At 68.3% G+C, this 17,714-nt stretch carries 17 protein-coding genes; 5 read left to right on the forward strand and 12 right to left on the reverse strand.

Annotated elements, in window-relative coordinates; translation table 11 throughout:
* Window positions 1-25: 25 nt before the first annotated feature.
* The 6 genes from I55_RS26575 to I55_RS26600 form a co-directional block, all read right to left on the reverse strand.
* On the reverse strand, window positions 26-1,660 hold the full coding sequence (locus tag I55_RS26575; RefSeq protein ID WP_044563745.1) for a sigma-54 dependent transcriptional regulator: 1,635 nt from the start codon (window positions 1,658-1,660) through the stop codon (window positions 26-28).
* Between the two features lie 156 nt (window positions 1,661-1,816).
* On the reverse strand, window positions 1,817-2,767 hold the full coding sequence (locus tag I55_RS26580; RefSeq protein WP_252181330.1) for a peptidylprolyl isomerase: 951 nt from the start codon (window positions 2,765-2,767) through the stop codon (window positions 1,817-1,819).
* A gap of 85 nt (window positions 2,768-2,852) precedes the next feature.
* Window positions 2,853-3,365 (reverse strand): spore coat protein U domain-containing protein, encoded by a 513-nt coding sequence (locus I55_RS26585; RefSeq protein ID WP_252181331.1) that lies wholly within the window; start codon window positions 3,363-3,365, stop codon window positions 2,853-2,855.
* Between the two features lie 122 nt (window positions 3,366-3,487).
* Window positions 3,488-4,390 (reverse strand): spore coat protein U domain-containing protein, encoded by a 903-nt coding sequence (locus I55_RS26590; protein WP_148293983.1) that lies wholly within the window; start codon window positions 4,388-4,390, stop codon window positions 3,488-3,490.
* Window positions 4,391-4,605: 215 nt separating this feature from the next.
* On the reverse strand, window positions 4,606-7,296 hold the full coding sequence (locus tag I55_RS26595) for a fimbria/pilus outer membrane usher protein (RefSeq protein ID WP_252181332.1): 2,691 nt from the start codon (window positions 7,294-7,296) through the stop codon (window positions 4,606-4,608).
* 26 nt (window positions 7,297-7,322) lie between these two features.
* Window positions 7,323-7,970: a fimbria/pilus periplasmic chaperone gene (locus I55_RS26600; protein WP_044563759.1), complete on the reverse strand. Its 648-nt coding sequence runs from the start codon at window positions 7,968-7,970 to the stop codon at window positions 7,323-7,325.
* A gap of 372 nt (window positions 7,971-8,342) precedes the next feature.
* Between I55_RS26600 and I55_RS26605 the strand changes: the two genes are divergently transcribed.
* Both I55_RS26605 and I55_RS26610 read left to right on the forward strand, forming a co-directional pair.
* A complete protein-coding gene (locus I55_RS26605) occupies window positions 8,343-8,771 on the forward strand; it encodes a hypothetical protein (RefSeq protein WP_044563748.1) in 429 nt (142 codons plus the stop codon).
* A 146-nt stretch (window positions 8,772-8,917) separates the two neighbouring features.
* Window positions 8,918-9,814: a helix-turn-helix domain-containing GNAT family N-acetyltransferase gene (locus I55_RS26610; RefSeq protein WP_044563749.1), complete on the forward strand. Its 897-nt coding sequence runs from the start codon at window positions 8,918-8,920 to the stop codon at window positions 9,812-9,814.
* Between the two features lie 9 nt (window positions 9,815-9,823).
* Here the strand turns inward: I55_RS26610 and I55_RS26615 are convergent, their stop codons facing one another.
* Both I55_RS26615 and fliG read right to left on the reverse strand, forming a co-directional pair.
* Window positions 9,824-10,474, reverse strand: a complete 651-nt coding sequence (locus I55_RS26615) for a DsbA family oxidoreductase (RefSeq protein WP_044563750.1) — start codon at window positions 10,472-10,474, stop codon at window positions 9,824-9,826.
* Window positions 10,475-10,591: 117 nt separating this feature from the next.
* Window positions 10,592-11,614, reverse strand: a complete 1,023-nt coding sequence (fliG, locus tag I55_RS26620; protein ID WP_044563751.1) for a flagellar motor switch protein FliG — start codon at window positions 11,612-11,614, stop codon at window positions 10,592-10,594.
* A gap of 225 nt (window positions 11,615-11,839) precedes the next feature.
* On the opposite strand from fliG, the gene I55_RS26625 reads away from it, so the two are divergent.
* Window positions 11,840-12,289, forward strand: coding sequence for a DUF6491 family protein (locus I55_RS26625; RefSeq protein WP_049974526.1), 450 nt, complete (start codon window positions 11,840-11,842; stop codon window positions 12,287-12,289).
* A 63-nt stretch (window positions 12,290-12,352) separates the two neighbouring features.
* Here I55_RS26625 and I55_RS26630 read toward each other — a convergent pair whose 3' ends face one another.
* The 4 genes from I55_RS26630 to I55_RS26645 all read right to left on the reverse strand — a co-directional run bounded on the left by I55_RS26630 (window position 12,353) and on the right by I55_RS26645 (window position 16,642).
* Entirely contained in the window at window positions 12,353-12,715 is a 363-nt protein-coding gene (locus tag I55_RS26630; protein ID WP_044563752.1) for a hypothetical protein, read from the reverse strand.
* A gap of 106 nt (window positions 12,716-12,821) precedes the next feature.
* Window positions 12,822-15,008: a hybrid sensor histidine kinase/response regulator gene (locus I55_RS26635; RefSeq protein ID WP_148293984.1), complete on the reverse strand. Its 2,187-nt coding sequence runs from the start codon at window positions 15,006-15,008 to the stop codon at window positions 12,822-12,824.
* A 198-nt stretch (window positions 15,009-15,206) separates the two neighbouring features.
* Window positions 15,207-15,908 (reverse strand): 2OG-Fe(II) oxygenase, encoded by a 702-nt coding sequence (locus I55_RS26640; RefSeq protein WP_252181333.1) that lies wholly within the window; start codon window positions 15,906-15,908, stop codon window positions 15,207-15,209.
* Window positions 15,908-16,642 carry a 2OG-Fe(II) oxygenase gene (locus tag I55_RS26645; protein WP_252181334.1) on the reverse strand — a complete coding sequence of 245 codons (735 nt, stop codon included), beginning with the start codon at window positions 16,640-16,642 and terminating at the stop codon, window positions 15,908-15,910. Before I55_RS26645 ends, I55_RS26640 begins: the two co-directional genes overlap by 1 nt.
* A 330-nt stretch (window positions 16,643-16,972) precedes the next feature.
* Between I55_RS26645 and I55_RS37400 the strand changes: the two genes are divergently transcribed.
* A complete protein-coding gene (locus I55_RS37400; RefSeq protein WP_159107283.1) occupies window positions 16,973-17,131 on the forward strand; it encodes a hypothetical protein in 159 nt (52 codons plus the stop codon).
* A complete protein-coding gene (locus I55_RS26650; RefSeq protein WP_049974527.1) occupies window positions 17,131-17,694 on the forward strand; it encodes a hypothetical protein in 564 nt (187 codons plus the stop codon). Before I55_RS37400 ends, I55_RS26650 begins: the two co-directional genes overlap by 1 nt.
* Window positions 17,695-17,714: the final 20 nt, after the last annotated feature.

Raw genomic sequence — 17,714 nt, forward strand, 5'->3', positions numbered from 1 at the left:
TTCCTTGAACTCAGGCCTTGGGGGATCAGGCCGTGGCGCGCTTCTTCTGGCGGCGGCGGTAAATGGTGCAGGGGTTGATCTCCAGCAGCGCCGCGGCGCGGGTGATGTTGCCCTGGCACAGGCGGATGGCCTCCTCGATGGTTTCCTCCTCCACCATCCAAAGCGGCCGGATGCGGCGCTCGGGGTTGGGGTCCAGGTCGCCGGCGGCCGTTGGCGCTTCGTCGAGGGGGATGGGGGCCGCCCAGCCGTTCGGGGCGGGCGCGTTCATGCCCGGAATGCGGGCGCCCCCCATGGAAACGCCCCCGGGAGCCGGCACCGGGGCGGGCATGGCCGGTGGCATGCCGAATCCGGTCGGCGCCACGCCCAGGGGCGCCGGGCCCGCCAGGTTGGCGGCGGGCGGCGGGGTGAAGGGGAAGGGCATGGGCCCCGCCATGGCGGCCCAGCGCGGATCGTTCAGCATGGGAGGGACGATCATGGTGGGCTTGTTCAGCGGGGGCGGCAGCATGAAGGGCTGGATGACGGCGCCGTCATTCAGCACCACCACGTTGCGCACCACGTTCAGCAACTGGCGGACGTTGCCCGGCCAGGCGTAGGTGCGCATGATCTCCTCCGCCTCATCGCTGAAGCCGGTGAAGGACTTGCGCTCCTCCTGCGTGTACTTGGCCAGGAATTCCCGCGCGATCAGCAGGATGTCATCCCCACGGTCGCGCAAGGGCGGCAGCTCGATGGAGATGACCTGCAGGCGATAGAACAGGTCCTCGCGGAACCGGCCGGCCTGCACTTCGGCGAAGGGGTCGCGGTTGGTGGCGCAGACGATGCGCACGTCCACGGCCTCCGCCTTCTCGCTGCCCACCTTCTTGACCATGCCGGTCTGCAGGAAGCGCAGCAGCTTGGCCTGAAGGGCCAAGTCCATCTCGCCGATTTCGTCCAGGAACAGCGTGCCGCCGTCGGCCTGCAAGGCGGCGCCGGCGTGATCCGACGTCGCCCCGGTGAAGGCGCCCTTCACATGGCCGAAGATCTCGCTTTCCATCAGGTCCTTGGGGATGGCGGCGCAGTTCACCGGGATGAAGGGGCGGCCGGTGCGGGGGCTGCGGCGGTGGATGGCTTCGGCGCAGACCTCCTTGCCGGTACCGCTTTCACCGGTGATGAACACTGTCGCCTTGGACGGCGCCGCCGCCTCGATCATGCGATAGACGCCGCGCATGGCGGGCGAGATGCCGACGAAGCCCAGATAGCCCAGCGGATCCTCGACCAGGGCGGTGGGCGGTGCCGCCTCCAGCACCTTTTCCCGCTCGGCCAAGGCGGTCGCCATGGCTTGACGCAGGCGCTCCGTCCCGGCAGGCAGCAGCAGCACGTCCACCGCGCCGGCCCGCATCACGTCCACCGCCAATTGCACCGACCCCTGGGCCGTCAGCGCCACCACCTGCGGCGCCTTGGCGTCGGCCTTCAATTCCTTCAGCAGGTCCAGGCCGCTGCCGCCCGGCAGCTGCAGGTTTAGCAACACCACGTCGGCCGGCATCTCAGCCAAGGCGCGGCGGGTGGCGGCGGCCGTGTCCACCACTTGCAGGGCATGGCCGTCCTTGCGCAGCGCCTGGCCGTAGGCGGCGGCCAGCGACGGCGTGGGTTCGACGATCAGGACACGGCGCGGACGGGTTTCCATGGGGCGGGCGCTTTCATGATACCGGCGGCCCGCACCACACCTGTTCAATCGGAAGGTGCGTCAGGCAATGCAGCTTGCGGCAGTTCGGTTGGTTTTTATGCACTTTTGACAGATATACCGCACTATGCAATGCCAAATCCTAACCTTTAGATCAGATCACCGCCCCCGATCTTTGGTGGCATCCAATGTGCGGACGGGCAAGGGCATATTGCATACGTCTATATGCCCCGCCGGAATGGGGAAGAACTCTTCCCGCCGGTTGCGGCGCGACTCGACATAGGCCGCCCAGGTTGGGGTGTCGGTGCGCAGCACGATCAGGTTTTCGCGCTGGTCCGCCGGCAGGTCGGCCGCCAATCGCACCTGGGTGATGGGGATGCGATCCTCCGGCTTGTCGTAAAAACCCATGGCCGCCTTGCCGCGTGGCAGGGCGCTCAGCACCTCCATGCCGCGCAGCACCCGGCCCACCACCGTGATGTTGCGGTCCAGGTGGCGCGGCGCCTGCCCGATGACGGCGTACAGCTCGGCACCGCTGCCGCTGTCCAGCGCCATGTCGCGGCCGACGCCCACCATGCCGTAGCAATGCACCAGCCACGCCTGCCCGCCTTTGCGGTCGCGCGCGGCGGGGAAGCCATCGCTGAAGCCCGCCTCGGGGGCGTAGGTGTCGCGGTCGGGCAGGGGGGTGAAGGGCAGCTTGGCCAGGGCGGGGCCACGCACCACGAATTCCGGCGCCAGCTTGGTCTGCGCCGTCTTCGGCGTGCGGGTGCCATCGGCGTCGCCCCACTGGGTGACGTAATTGTCCTGCACCCGGTCCACGGCCAGGCCATCGAACCAGCCTTCGCGCACCAGCTTGCGGATGTTGTCGGCGTGCGCCGGGGCGAAGGCGGGTGCCAGCTCGATGATCACCCGGCCCTGGGCCAGGTCCATGTACAACAGGTTTTCCGGGTCCGGGGACCGCCAGTCGGTGGGCGTGGACGCCGCCAGCACCTCGGCCGATGTGGGGCCGGTGGGCCTGGCGGCCTGACGGGGCTTGTCGGCGGCCTGGGCGGTGATGGACAGACAGAACAGGGCTGCCGCCAGGCCGGTGGCGGACACCATGGAACGACGCATCGCTTCCCCTTCTTTATTCAGGCGGCTCACGCCGCCGGCTGGCCGCAGGATCGATCCCACGGCCAGGGAAGGGCAAGGGGGAAAGTCATTTCGCGGCGATGGAGATGGTGACCGTGTCCTGGTACTGGCCGGCGACCGCCTGGTTATTACCCGGCAGGCTGACGGCCAGGGTGCCCTGGCGGCTCTGGCTGGAACCGGTACGGTCGGCGGTCAGCGTCCCGCTCTTGGCGGCGGTGGTGTTGTCGTAGGTCAGATTGTAGGCTATGGCGGTGGAACCGGTGGCGCTGCTTTTCAGCGTGCCGCTGTTGGCGGAGGCGACCGACACGGTATAGCCGTTGCCGGCGTTGCACTGCTCCGTCACCGAACCCACGGTCACGCCGCTCTGGCCGTTGACCAAGTCCAGGGTGGCGTTGCTGTCGGTGACGGCGACCGTGCACACGGTGGGCACGTTTGCCCCGATGTGAATGGTGCCGGAATCGCTGGCGGCCCAGGCGGGGCAGGTGAAGGCCAGGGCGGCGGCGACGGTCAGGGCCAAACAGACCCCCTGGACGTGCACGGTATGCCGGTCCCGGGGCGCATTGGGCAGATGCTGGGACATTTTTGTCTCCAAGGGCGCCGCCAAAGGGCCGCGCCATCTGTCGTTCATCTTAGGGCGCCGCCTTGTGCGCCGCCCTGCGCTGGATCACATGGGTGATCCTTGGCGCTGGTCCAGATCGTATGTCAGTTCGCCGTCACCGTCATCAGCAGATAATCGGTATAGGTGCCGGCGATGACCTTGGTGACATCGCCGATGACGATGATGAAGGTATGCCGGTCCAGGCTGGAATAACTGTAGTAATTCAAGGTCGTGCCGCTGGCCGACACCCCTCGGCCGTCCACCGTCATGGTGTAGGGGATCTTGGTGTTGGCGCTGTTGTTCACCAACTGGCCACCGTTCTGCGACTGGATGCTGACGCTGTAGCCGGTATTGCCCGACACCTCCAGGTCGAAGCTGCGGCTGGCGCCGGTGGTCAGCTCCCCGAAGTCGACGTTGGCGGCCGACGCCCCCAGCGAGGTGCGCAGGCCGCCGACATTGATGGTGGCGGAAACGGAGGTGCGGACGGTGGCGCGCACCTGGACGATGGCCGTGTCCATGATGGCGACGATGTTGCCCGAACTGTTCAGCTGATACAGCGTCACCGTCACCTGGTCGAAATAGTAGGACGACCCCACCAGCTGCCCGCTGGGGACGGAGGCGTAGAAGCCCGTGGTGGCCGTCTGGCTGCTGCGGCCGTTGCTGACGCTGCCGGTGATCAGGTTGCTGACGTTGCCGGTGCCGCTGTCGCCCACCCGCTGCGTCAGGGCCGCGTCCTTGTACAGGTCATAGCTCAGCCAATTGCCGCTGAGCCCCAGCATGCGGCGGGTGCCGCCCCACAGGCCGCTGTCGATGCCGATGCCGAAGGTGCAGTTGCTGCCGGCGATGTACTGCACCGTCACCGTGTTGTAGGTGGGGGGCAGCAGGCTGGCGAAGGGGTCGTAGCTGGTGACCGGCGTCACCTGCGACAGGCCGCTCAGCAGGGCGTAGCAGCTCTGCGCCGCCCGGGCCGGCAGGGCCGCCAGGATCATCAGCAGGCACATCGCCATCAGGGCGGCCCACCGGGTGGGGGCCCGGTGGAGGAGATGGGGGAGGCGTGGGCTCGGCGACTGTCGCATGGCATCCAGGATAGCGGCGTCCCGGCCGGGGCGCACCCGGTCAGGGGAATGGGCCCGGCGGCGGAGGCCGCCGGGTGAAGGCTTCCGGTCAAGCAAGAACCGTTCCTCGGCCGCCCGCCTCGGCGCGGTGGTGCGCGACCCTATCCTCATGGCCTCGCCCCTTCGGCCGTCTTGGGCGCCAGGGTGATGGTCTTGCCAGGCAGGGCCTCCAGCTTCAGCGTCCCCAGGGGCAGCAGGCCTTCCGCCTCACGCGGAACGGTGACGGGGATGGGCTTGTGCGGCACGCCGGTCAACTGCATCAGCCATTCGCCGGGGCGCACGCTTTCCACGCGGAAGCGGCCCTTGCGGTTGGTGAAGAACTGCACCTCCAGGCCGGATTTGGGGTCCTTGGCGTTGACGGCCTTCGTGCCCTTGCCGTCCGCGCGGACCAGCATGCCGGCGGCCAGTGGCACCGGCTTGCCGTCGGGGTCCAGCAGCACGCCGTCCAGCGACACGGTGGCGTCGGTGCCGATGGGTACCAGGGTGCCGGTGTGGTTGCCCGGCACCACCGCCGGCCGGTCGTTGCCGATGTCGTAGCCCATGGGCGCGTCCGGCACGTCCAGCAGCAGCGGCCGCACCAGGTAGGCCGAGATGTTGGGCACCACCGGCGGGCCCAGCCAGTCACTGGACGACAGGTAATGGCCGGTGACGGGATCCACGCCGATCTGTTCGTCCGCGATGCGGGGGTGGGGCACCACCAGGGCGAAGCTGTTGGTCACCGGCCGGGTGACGCCGACATGGCCATCGGCGAAGACCAGGCCGGTGGCGAAGTTCAGGGTGGTGCGCTCGTCGTTCTGCAGCGGCCCGTTGATGGTGGACAGGCGCTGGCTGTAGTCGTGGCGCACCGACGCTTCGAACCGGTCCATGGTGTAGCCGACGGCGGCGTTGGCCTGGTAGGTACCGGTGGTGTTGGTGGCGTCCACGTCCAGGTTCCAGGAATTGGTGGGCCAAGGGTCCTGGTAGCGCCAGTCGATCTCCCGCTGGCGGCTGAGCGTGTCCATGGTGAAGCCGGCGGATTGCACGCCGTCGCCGAAGGTGTAGCGGAACGCCATGTAGGCGCTGTTGTCCGCCTCCCGCGTCACGGTGTTGCGCGCCCGGCTCAGCGTCAGTTCCAGGGTGGCGTGGCGGCCGAAGCGGCGGCGGAAGCCCAGGTCCACGGAATAGCCATCGATCTGGCTGGGATCGCGCACCAGCTGATAGCGACCGCTCAGCGTGGCGGTGAGATCCTCGTCCAGCGGCTGGCCATAGCGGGCGGACACGTCGTAGGACACGGTGTTGCGGGGATCCGTCGTGCCCAGGCTGGCATAGCCGCCGGACCGCCAGCTGCCCTGGGCCGTCAGGGTGCGCTGCTGGTAGAATTGCTCGTCATTCGTATAGTTGCGGTAGGTCACGTCCATCGACGCCCCGCGTGAGGCACCGAAACTGGCGCCTGGGTTCAAGCCGATGGTGCCCAGGCCGGTGACGAACAGCACTTCCGTCCCGATGATCTGCTGGCTTTTGTCCGCCTGCAGGCTGGCGCCCAGGGTCAGGTCGTCGGTGATGCCCTGGCGGTGATAGGCGGAGAAGGTGGGGCGGCCGCGATCATAGGTCAGGCGGTCGGTGCCGGTGGTGTAGGGGACGCCCACCGTGTAGTTGAACTCCGACACGCCGGCGGCCAGCAGTTCGGAATCGAAAAAGAACGGGAAGTCGATGGTCTGGACGCGGCCGAACGCGTCGGTGATGCGCACCTGCACGTCGTTGGTGCCCGAGGTGCCGGGGAAGTCGGACAGGTTGACGGGGCCCGCGTCCTCCCGGAACGTGCGGGTGGGGCGGCCGTTCACCAACACCTCCACTGTCGAGGGTGAATCCAGGACGAAGTCGCGGCTGCCCGTGGGCTGGATGGCGCGGTAGGGCTGCAGGGTGTAGTTGCGGGCGATGGACAGGCCGGTCAGGGGCCGGTTGGTCTGGATGCCGGTGATGGAATAGTTCAGGTCGCCGGCCTGCAGGCGCACCGCGTCCTCAGGGAAATCGCGGATCAGCCGGGCGGGGCCGCGCATGAAATGGTGGCCGTACTGCTCCTGGTACTCACCCTCCCATTCGAAGGACCAGCCGTCGATATTGCCGCCCCCGTCCAGGCCCAGGTTCAGGGGCTGGCGGTAGTTGCCGCTGTCGGTGGCGGGCTGCGCCAGGAAGACCTGGGCGGTGCGCAGGTTGACGTAGGCGGCGGCGTCGGCCGGGTCCAGCACCTGATAGCCGTTGGCGGCGTTGGCGCGGTTCACCACCGTCAGGTTGCGCACGGCGCGCAGCTGCGGCGGCACCTTGACCGACAGCGTCAGTTCCTTGGGATCCAGGGTCATGGTGATGCCGCCACCCGGACCGTTCTGGGACAGCGCGCTGATCTTGGCATAGCCGTCGGTGCCCGCCTGGGACGTCAGGTCGCCCAGGGCCTTGGCCTGGACGAAGTCGCGCAGCAGCAGGGCCAGGCGACCCAGGTCCACCTGGGTGTCGGCGGGGTCGGGTGCCACCTTGGCGGGTATCTGCCCCATCTCCCGCCCCTCCACCTTCACCGGCAGATCCAGCGTGGTGGCCTTTTCCGCCTTCTTCTTCTTGCCGAAAGCCTTTTCGAACAGGGCGTCGGTATTGGTGCCAGCGGGTGGCGCCGACTGGGCGCGCGCCACTCCAGGTGCCCCCAGGGTCAGGGTCGCCAAGGCCGACAGCAGGGCGCAGACGAACGCGCCCCGGCGCAGGCGGCCGGGGCGGTTGGCAAAATGGGTACCGTTGTCCAGGCGGATACCGGTATTCAGGCGCGACAGGCGCAACGCCGTCCTCGTCTCAAGGCGCCTGGTCAGGGCACCGACAGGGTCACCGTGGCGGGGCCTTGGGGAAGGTCCGCCGGCCAGGGGATATGGAAACGGCGGGTGACCCCGGCAAGGACGTTTTCGCCCACCATGCCGGTCAACTGCTCCTTGCGCAGGGTGACGGTCTTGCCGTTGACCTGGGCGGTCAGCTCCAGGTCGCGCATGACCTGGCGCGAAGTCCCGTCATTGCGCACCACCACCTCCATCACGGTGCCTGTGGCGGGTGCCGTGGCGGGCTTGGGTGCTGCGGACACCACGGTCAGCTTGGGCTTGGCGCCCTCCGGCACGACGTAGAGCGAGGCCACGTACTTCACCAGCAACTTCACCTGGCCGCCCTGAACGGGGGCCGGGCCCAGGTCGATGGGCAGCTGCTCCGCCACCAGGCGGAAGGGCAGTTCCTTGGCCGGCTTCGGATCACCGGACCATTGCACACGGATGGACTGGTTCTCGCCCGGCTGCAGAATGATCTGTTCGGGCACGATGGCAAAGCTGTCCTCCGCCTCCGTCAGGATGTCCTGGCCGTCCTGGTCCATGTTGCGGGCCATGACCTTGACGTCGATGGCCACCGGGTCCTTGCCATCATTTTCCACCCGGAAGATCTGGGTGGCGCCGCGCCCGCTGGGCTCCATATCCATTTCTATCGGGATCAAGCGGAAGGAGGCGAGCGCGCCGGTTGACAGCAGCAGCGCACCGGCCAGGGCAGGCAGGGTTGCGCGCAGGACGCGGTGTAAACGGGACCGGTAAAGTGCCGACATGGATGATCGCCCGACTCTTTCGCAGAATTTCAGTGCGGATGCGCCTGATGCGGCGGCGCTTTCAATAACGATATGCGACTCTACTTGGGCGCCGCCCCCGACGTTTGCGGCCCCACCATACCGAGATGTTCGCGGCCTTGCATCCGCTTCCGTGCCCTGTATCGGTGAATTCCGGCGGCTACGGCTGGTCACGGGTCCTGCCCTGGGGTAGACCTGGGGAATTCCCTGTCCACAGCAAACCGGTTTTCCATCATGGCCACCCTGTTCGTCGCCCGCAGCGCCAACCTGTCGAAATGGGCGTCCGATGTCGGCCTGCCCAAGAACATCTTCAAGGTGGGGGTGGTGGAGGGGGGCGCCGAGGCCGTGGCCGCTGCGCTGGCTGCCGGCTGGGCGGCGGAAAAGGACTGGACCCTGGTGAAGAAGGTGGAGGTGGGCGACTGGACGGAGGAGGAGGCGCTGCAGCGCCTGTCCGCCAAGGAAAAGCCGGTCGATCCGAATTATTACCCCCGCCTGAAGGGGGCTGCCGGCATCTATAAGCTGACCCCCACCACGGTGGGCAACCACCTGATCGTGGCCCGCGCCATGGCCGGCAACGAAAGCCTGGACTTCAAGCTGAAGGTCGCCGACTACGCCAATTACCTGATCCAGTTTGCCCAGCCGCCGAAGGCGGCGGGTGAATAAGACGGCCGAAGGCGGCGGGTGAGTAACCTGCGCCTGGTAAGGGGCAGGCTTTTAAAGCGTACCGGCCCGGTGGGAAACCTACCGGGCCGTTTGTTATCCGGCGGGGATGATTGACGCCCGAATATTACCTGACTAAAGTCAGAGATATGGACAACGATCAGCTCTCCCGCGTGCGCCGCTTCAACCGGGCGGTCACCCACCGCATCGGTGTGCTGGACGGCAACTACCTGGGCAGCGGCCGCCCGCTGGGGGAGGCCCGCCTGCTGTTCGAGATCGGCCGTGACGGTACGACGGTGCGCGAGTTGCGCGCCCGCCTGGGCCTGGACTCGGGCTATCTCAGCCGTCTGTTGCGCGCCTTCGAGGCGGAAAAGCTGACGACCACCCAGACCGACACGCGGGACGCCCGGGTGCGGCGCGTCGCCCTGACGCCCAAGGGGCGGCGGGAATGGGACATGCTGGACCAGCGTTCGCGGGACCGGGCGGCCGCGCTTCTGGAGCCGCTGGGCCCGTCGCAGCGCCAACGCCTGCTGGACGCGATGGCGGAGGTGGAGCGCTTCCTGCGGGTGTCGGCGGTGGTGATCGAGCCCGCCGACCCATTCAGTGACGAGGTCCAAGCCTGCCTCCAGGCCTATTTCCAGGAGTTGGCGGCGCGGTTCGACACCGGTTTCGATCCGTCGCGCAGCGCCCCGGCGGAGCCTGGCGAACTCGTGCCGCCTTCAGGCTGGTTCCTCCTCGCGCGGCTGGACGGCGCGGCCGTGGGCTGCGGGGCGCTTAAAATCAAAGGGAATGGCTACGGGGAAATCAAGCGCATGTGGGTGGCGCCGTCCGTGCGCGGCCTGGGTGTCGCCCAGCGCCTGCTGCGGGCGCTGGAGGAACACGCGGTCGCCGCCGGCGTGGACGTCCTGCAACTGGACACCAACGGCACCCTCACTGAGGCGCGCAAGCTCTACGCGCGCAACGGGTATGCTGAGATTCCGCCGTACAACGACAATCCCTATGCCCAGCATTGGTTCGAGAAGCGGGGAATGCAGCCCGCCCGCTGACTTGGCTGGTCAGGAGGTGGCGATCTTTTTCAGGGCGTTCTCATAGGCCTCCGGCGGCTGTCCGCCGGAGATGAGATAGCGGCCGTTGACGATCGCGGCGGGCACCGACTGGATGCCACGCGACTGCCACAGCTGTTCCGCCCCGCGCGTCTCGGCGGCATACCGATCGCCGGCCAGGATGGTCCGGGCCTCCTCGGCATCCAGGCCGGCCTGGGCCACGGCGGCCAGCAGGACATCGGTGTCGGACGGGTCTTCACCCCGGGTGAAGTAGGCCTCGAACAAGGCCAGCTTCAACGCCAGTTGCCGCGCCTGATCCACCTCGCCGGCCCAGTGCAGCAGGCGGTGGGCGTTGAAGGTGTTGTGGATGCGGCGGCGCTTGTCGACAGCCATGGTGAAGCCCACGGCCGCCGCGCGGGCGCGGATCACCTCCCGCGTCTGGGCCATCTGTTCCGGTGCCGCGCCGTATTTGCGGCTGATGTGCTCTTCCAGATCCTCACCCTCTGGCCCCATCTGGGGGTTCAGTTCGAAGGGCTGGAAATGGATGTCGACTTCCACCACGCCTTCCAGCCGCGCCAGCGCCGCCTGCAGGCCCTTCAGCCCGATGGCACACCAGGGGCAGGAAACGTCGGAGACGAAGTCGATGGAGAGGCGCTTGGACATGCGGCAGGCTTTCCGGCAGGCAGGACGGGGAATCACCATGCGCCGGCCGGAACCGTCACGCCGTGGCCCTGGTCACACCCTTTAGCGAGGTGCGGTCACAGGTGATCGCGTTCCGCTCTAATACACCAGCTCGTCGTCGCCCTTGCCGGAGGCGATGACGATCTCGCCGCGGGCGGCCATGTCCTTGGCCAGCTGCACCATGTACATCTGCGCCTCGTCCACGTCGCGCAGGCGGACGGGGCCCATGGCGGCCATGTCCTCGCGCATGATCTTGGCGGCGCGTTCCGACATGTTGGTGAAGAACAGGTCCTTCAGCGTTTCCGACGCCCCCTTCAGCGCGGTGGCCAGCTTGGACTTGTCGACCGAGCGCAGCAGCGACTGCACGCCCGACGGGTCCAGCTTGCCCAGATCCTCGAAGGTGAACATCAGGGCGCGGATGCGCTCCGCGCTGTCGCGGTTGCGTTCCTCCAGGGCGGCGATGAAGCGGCTTTCCGTGCTGCGGTCCAGGCTGTTGAAGATTTCCGCCATCATCTCGTGCGCGTCGCGGCGGTTGGTGCGGGCCAGGTTGGACATGAACTCGGTGCGCAGCGTGCGCTCGATGTCGTCCACCACCTCCTTCTGCACCGACTCCATGCGCAGCATGCGCATGATGACTTCCATGGCGAAGCTTTCGGGCAGCAACTGCAACACGCGGCCGGCATGGTCGGCCTTGATCTTGGTCAGGATGACGGCGACGGTCTGCGGGTATTCGTTCTTCAGGTAGTTGGCCAGCACTTGCTCGTTCACGTTGGCCAGCTTGTCCCACATGGTGCGACCCGCGGGACCGCGGATCTCCTCCATGATGGTGTCGACCTTCTCCTTGGGCAGCACCTTCATCAGCAGGCGTTCGGTGCTGTCGAAGGTACCCACCAGGGAGCCGGTGGAGCTGATCTGTTCCGCGAACTCGACGAACAGGCGCTCGACGATGTTGGAACTGACCGAGCCCAGGTTGGCCATGGTCTGCGACAGTTCCTTGATCTCGTCTTCCGCCATCAGGGCGAACAGGCGGCTGGCGTGTTCCTCGCCCAGCGCCAGCATCAGCACGGCGGCTTTTTCCGGCCCCGTCAGACCCCGGTAATCTTCACGTACCCGGATCGCCATGTATCATCGTCTCCTGTCCGGCGGCCCGCATGACCGCCGGAACGTTCCAAGGGGTTGCGGCTTTAGTCATGCCGGCACACCCGAACCACTAGGGAAAGTACACCCGGCCCCGGCGGCAGGATAGAATTTTTGTCGCAAGCGGGTCGGCGCGGGTGTGCCCCGTATAAGGGGGATGGGCGGGCCCTCTTCCAGGGCGGAACCCTGGGATATTTGGGAGTATGGGCGATGACCAAGCGCTACGCCGCGGCGATGATGCTGGCGATGGTGGGGACGGGGATGCTGGCCGGCTGCCAGACCACCACACCCACCGATACGGCCTCGGCGGATGCCAAGCCGGCGGAGAAGACCAAGGCGCAGGAGCCGGCGTGCTTCTTCACCCGCGACATCGACGGCTGGGACAGCATCGATCCCTATACCGTGCGCATCCGGGTGGGCGTCAACAAGCGCTATGACCTGAAGCTGTTCATGCCCCAGCCCGACCTATCCACCCGACTGCGCCTGGCCATCGTGACCAAGCCCGGCGGGTCGGACTGGATCTGCTCCCCCATGGATATCGAGATCATCGGGGAACCGCTGCACCTGCGGGTGCCGGTGCGGGAGATCATCGCCGTGCCACCACCCAAGGATGGGGAAAAGGACGGCGCGCCCAAGGATACACCTAAGCCACCGGCCTGAAACGACGGCCCGAAAAGCCAGCGGGGCCGACGGCTGTCACCCGGCCCCGCCTGCCTGTCGGCCTTACTCGTCGCTGTCGCCGTCGCCAGCCGGGCCGGTCGCCGCGCGCCGCCGGGGCGGGAAGCGATCCCCGCCGGCGGGGCCGCCGTGGCTGCGCGGCGGGGCCTCGGCCCGCTGGGCGGCGGCGCCGTCGATGGAACCGGTCCAGCCGGAGGAGCGCGGACGCGCGCTGCGCTCCTCGGCGGCGGCGATGGTGCCTTCCAGTTCGCGGATACGCTCCTTCAGGGGGGCGATCATCGGGCTGCTGCGGTTGCGCGCCAGATATTGTTCCAGGTCGCCCTTCAGGCGCTGCAACTGATTGCGCAAGGTCGCCAGGTCCGTTTTCGGCTTGGCGGAGCGGAAAACCCGTTCCTCGTGTCTGGTCACACCCGTCCTCCATTCGCGCCGGCATCACATCGCCGACGGCTGGTCTGCCCCCAAGATATAGCAGCCAGATGCGTTTGGGAAAACCCAGCGTGACAACACGTGCCCGTCAGGCCGTTCCCGATGGTGTCAGACAGCGGTGCAGGGCCAGGCGCAAGTGCTGGGAGTCCAGGGGCTTGGCCACGATGATGAAGCCCAGGCCCTCGGCCTCCGCCACCCGATCGCCATAGCCGCTGACCAGCAGGATGGGCAGTCCGGGGTACAAATGGCGCACGGCCTGGGCCAGTTCCAGGCCGGTGCGGCCACCGGGCAGCACGATGTCGCTCAGGACCAGCGAGATGTCGGGCCGCTCCATCAGCAGCGACTGCGCGGCGTCGGCCGTGGCCGCCGGCAGCACGCGGAATCCCATCTCCTCCAGCATGCCTTGGATCACCCTGGCCACCGCCGGGTTGTCCTCCACCATCAGGATGTGCCGGCCATTTCCCGTGGCCTCGACGTCCGCGCTGGCCGTCGCCGGGGTGTCCTCCTGCGTGCCGTCCTCCTCCGCCCGGGGCAGGTACAGGGTGATGGTGGTGCCGGTGGGGGACGCGGGCCCATCGGGCCCGGCCAGGCTCTCGGCCACGACGGCACCGCCGGATTGGCGGGCTAGGCCTTGCACCTGGGCCAGGCCCAGGCCGGTGGACTGACCGTCCTGCTTGGTGGTGAAGAAAGGGTCGAAGACGCGGTTCAGGATGTCGGCGGCAATGCCGGTGCCGGTGTCGCTGACCGTCAGGCGGACGAAGGCGCCCATCAGGCCGCCCGTGCGGTCGCTCTCCCGGCTGGCGGGGTCGATATGCACGTTGGCCGCGGCCAGGCGCAGCACGCCGCCCCGGGGCATGGCGTCACGGGCGTTGACCGCCATGTTCAGGAGGGCCAGCTCGAACTCCGTCCGGTCGATGCGCAGGGGCCACAGGCCGGGGGGCAGGGCGGTTTCCAGCCGGATGTCGCCGCGCAGGGCCGGTCGCAGCAGGTCCGCCAGATGATCCGACATGTCGGGCAGGCGTACCAGATCCAGATGCAGGCGCGGCCGCCGGCTGAAGGTGCGCAGGTTGTGGGTCAGCCGCTCGCCCCAGGATATGGCCTGCAGCATGGCGTCGATGATCTCGCGCTGCGGTTCGGTATGGGGGCGGCGACGCAGAATCTCCGCCCCGCTGCGCATCGTCATCAGCAGGTTGGCGAAGTCATGGATGACGCCGCCGGTGATCTGGTCCAGCGCCTGCAGCCGCTGGGTGCGTAGCAGCGCGTTCTCCGCATGTTCCCGCCGGGCCTCGGCCGCGCGCAGGGCCTGGGCCGCCAATCGTTCCCGGCCGGCGCGGCGCATGGCCAGCGCCGTGGTGGCGCACAGGATCCCCATGACCGGCACGGCCAGCAGGGCCAGCAAGCCCAGGCGGCGATGCCACAGTGCGTCCAGCTGGGCGCGGTCCACGCCCACCATCACCGCCAGTGGCGCGTTGGCCACCAGCCGGCAGGCGGTCAGCCGCTCCCGCCCATCCAGCGGCGACAGGCGCCAACTGGCGCGCGCGCCGGGGCAGGCGGGGTCCGTCTTGGCGCCGTCATCCACCACCGGCCGGCCGGCCATGACCGTGCCGTCGCGGCTGACCAGCATGACCACCGTGGCCGGGTCGTCCCGCGTCACCCGCCGGTAGAAATCGTCGAAGTAGCCCAGGGACATGGTGACGGTGGCGATGCCGGCCAGGCCGCCATCCGGGCGGCTCAGGCGGTGGGCCAGGCTGAAGACGCGCGGGTCGCCCTCCACCCGGCTGTCGGCGGGGGGGATCAGCAGTTCCGTCTGGCCGGCGCGCAGCGGGCCGTAGGCGGGGCTGTCGGCGATGTTGGGCCGCGCCGCTGGATGGTGCCGGCTGGCGGCCAGGGGCTGGCCCGTGGCGTCCCAAAGCCACAGATTCTGGATCTGCGGGATGTCCGCGACCACGCCGGCCAGGGCGGCGCGCAGGCCGTCCGCGCCGACGCTGGCCGAGGGTGGGGCGTCGGGGCGCCCCTGGACGCTCCGCGTCCAGGCGGGGGCCAGGAGGTCCCGCACCCGGTCCAGGACCAGCCGGTCGCTTTCGATGACCTTCTGGGTATGCTCATCCACCGCGGCGGCGATGCGTTCCACGCGGTCGCTGGCGTCGGCCATGATTTCCCGCCGGCTTTCCAGGCCGGCCGCCACCAGCAGGGCCAGGGGGATCAGCACCGCGGCCAGCATCTGCAGTCGCAGGGCCGCCATGGTCGACGGGATGCGGTCAGGACGGGGGGCCATGCCGCCCGCCGTCCACGATGACGCCTGGATATCGGGATTGACCGTCACGACCGCCCTTGGCACCTCAGCCCGCACCTGGTTCGATCATATGGGCGAGCTTGCGCAATCTCCAATGGAGGTGGCGGTGGTAGCGCATACCCCTTTCGTCAGGCCCATTTGCCAGATCGGTTGGCCAGGCCGGTTGGCCGGATCGGTTGATCAGACCGGTTGTTCCGGGAAGGCCAGTTCGTGGCGGGCCCGCCATTCCGGCTTCACATAGTTGATGATGATGGTGCGGCGGATGCCACGGAAAGGCCGGCGGGCGAAGCCATGCCAGGTGTCGGTGCCCGGGATGAACACCAGGCCGGTGTTGAAACGGCCGGAGGCGCGGCCGACATGGCCGCCATTCGGCCCGTCCATGATGTCTGTGCCCAGTTTTTCCGCGTCCGGCCCGGTGCTGAGGTAGACCAGCATGGTGAACAGTTTGGCGCCGATGTCGGTGTGCGATTCCAGCCAGAAGCCTTCCCGGTCCAGGCAGTATTCGATGCGCAGGGAGGAACCGCTGAGATCGACGCCGAACTGGCGGGTGATCGTGGCTACCGTCTCCGGCGCCTGGAAGGCCGCGGCCACGGCGCCGCACACCGGATACATGGCCTGGTTCTCGGCCGCCAGGAAGGTGCGGGTCGAGTTGTGCGTCTCCCGCCGGCCCAGGGTGTCATCGATCTCCGGTGCCGCGAAGGGCAGGCTGGACAGGGCTTCCGCGACCACGGGCGGGAAGACGTCGCCCAGGTACCAGTGGCGGTAGGGATGGTCGTCCCGCTCGCCCGCCTCCAGGCTGCCGCGCACATGGCGGCCGGTGGCGGCGTCCAGCGCCTGGGGATCGAAGGCGAGGGCCGGGTCGGCCAGCACGGGCGCGGTCATCACTTGTCCCCCTTGCCGGAGAAGGCGCTGCCAAGGCGCTTCAGACCGGCGGTCACGCCGTGGCGCAGGGTTTCCCGCCGGGCGGTGCCGGCATCCACCATCCAGTTCAGCATGATGTAGCGGCGCTCGCCGTCATGGGGCTTGTGGCCGTGGAAGGAGTTGTCGGTGCGGCGGAACACCACCAGTGTGCCGTCCACGGGCAGGACCTCAGCCAGCATGTCGTCCATGTCGTCGGCGGTGCGCAGCAGGCGCAGGCGGCCGCCTGGCGCCGTCCACTCCTCGTTCAGGTACAGCAGGGCCGTCAGGCGCTTGGTCACGCTGTCGGTGTGGATGCGCCCGTCCTTGGGGACGCAGCGGCTGCGCACCGTCACCATCAGCGCCTCGGGGTCGAGGTCCAGGTTGAAGGTGCCGGCGAAGGCCTGCGTCGTTTCCGGCGCCGTCAGGGCCGCCAGCAAACGGGTGAAGCCATCCAGGTCCCCCCGCTCCAGCTCGGCGCGGGACGGGGCGGGGACCAGGCCGCCGTGGGGGCTGTCCGGAAAGTCGCGGCGGGCGGCGGCGGCGACGTCAGGCCCGATGAAGCCCGTCATCACCATGTGGGGGAAGGGGGCCTGCGCCGGGACGGCGGCACGCAGGCCGGCCAGGTTCAGGACGCCATCCGCCCGGCTTGCGGTGGCGAAGGGCGGCACCATCCCGGCGGGGGGGACGGACGGGGCGGAGGGGGAAAGGGCGGGCATGGAGGGAGACCTCGGATGACGATGGCCTCTTTTCCTCCGCCCGCGAAAGGCGGGCCTTGACCTGGATCAAGGCGCACAGGTCCCGGTGACGGCGGCGGCCGGGCCGGTTGAACCCTGGAAGTGCACGGTTCCCGCATGTCCCGGGGTGTCCGCATGCGGACACTGTCCGCAAACGGACGCGGCGCTGATTATGGTAAATTATTGATATTTAACAAAACGTGGGTCTGGCACACCCCTTGCCAACAGGGCTGCGGGGCGTTCGTTCGTGAGGGACGCCCGGCGGGGGTGCCCTTCGGTGGTCCCGCCCGAATGATGGAAACGGGGTTTGGAATGGTCCGGAACGATGTCCTGGTGGACAGGCAAGATGCCGAACGCGGTCCCTCGGTGATCGAGCGGATCGAAGATGCGCTGGTCTCGGTCAATCCGGATTTCTGGCTGGTGGGGGCGGTGCTGGTGGTGGCCATCCGCTGCCTTGGGGGGCTGGCCTGATGGGCGCGCCGGGTTCCGCCGAGGGGGCGGCCACGGCCGGCATGCACGTCGTCAAGGCGGCCGGGCCGGGCTCGGCCGGCACCGGCGGGATGGGCGCCGGCATGGACCGCCGTGTGGAAAGGCCAAAGGGCTGGAAGGGCCTGGCGCACCGTGCCCGTCGGGACAAGCGGCTGTGGGCCGCCGGTGCCGCCCTGGTCGCCCTGGTGGGCGCCGCCACGGTCATGCTGCAAACCCAGGGGGGCCAGACGGTACGGGTGGCGGAATCCCGCCTGACCGTGGCCAAGGTCGCCGAGGGCACGTTCGAGGATTTCATCCCGGTGCGGGGTGCCGTGGAACCGCTGAACAGCGTCTACCTCGACAGCGTCGAGGGCGGCCGGGTGGAGAAGAAGCTGGTGGAGGTGGGCCAGAAGGTGACCGCCGGCCAGCCCATGGTGGAGCTGTCCAACACCCAGTTGCAGTTGGACATCATCTCGCGCGAGGCGCAGGTGATGGAACAGATCAACCGCCTGCACGACACCGAGCTGCAGCTGGAAACCAACCGCATCAGCAACCAGCGTGAGTAGGCGGAGTGCGACTACAATGT

This window comes from Azospirillum sp. B4 (assembly GCF_000333275.1).
Lineage (GTDB): Bacteria > Pseudomonadota > Alphaproteobacteria > Azospirillales > Azospirillaceae > Nitrospirillum.